Origin of the sequence: Milkweed yellows phytoplasma str. MW1, assembly GCF_000309485.1 — a bacterium.
Taxonomy (GTDB): Bacteria; Bacillota_I; Bacilli_A; order Acholeplasmatales; family Acholeplasmataceae; genus Phytoplasma.
Genome location: NZ_AKIL01000069.1, coordinates 1 through 237, shown reverse-complemented (window position 1 = coordinate 237; position 237 = coordinate 1). Strand labels below are relative to the sequence as shown.

Here is a 237-nt window from a genome sequence, read left to right as displayed (position 1 = left end):
TCTAAAGTATTTAAATCTTGTTTTAATTTTTGAATATGTTGTTCTTTATTGGTTATTTCGTTAGCTAAAGTATTATCAGGTTGTTGTTGAGTAATTAAAACATTTAAAGCTTCTTTTTCTTGTTCTAATTGTTCTTGAGTTGTTTTTAATTCTTGAGTTATCTTGTTTAACTCTTGTTCTTTAATAGATAATGCATTTATAGCTTCAACAGGAGGAGGCGATAAAGAAATATTTTTA

The 237-nt window shown here is 24.9% G+C and carries 1 pseudogene; it reads right to left on the bottom strand.

Annotated elements, in window-relative coordinates:
• Window positions 1-237: pseudogene (locus tag RI76_RS03085) on the bottom strand (hypothetical protein); the annotation flags it as partial.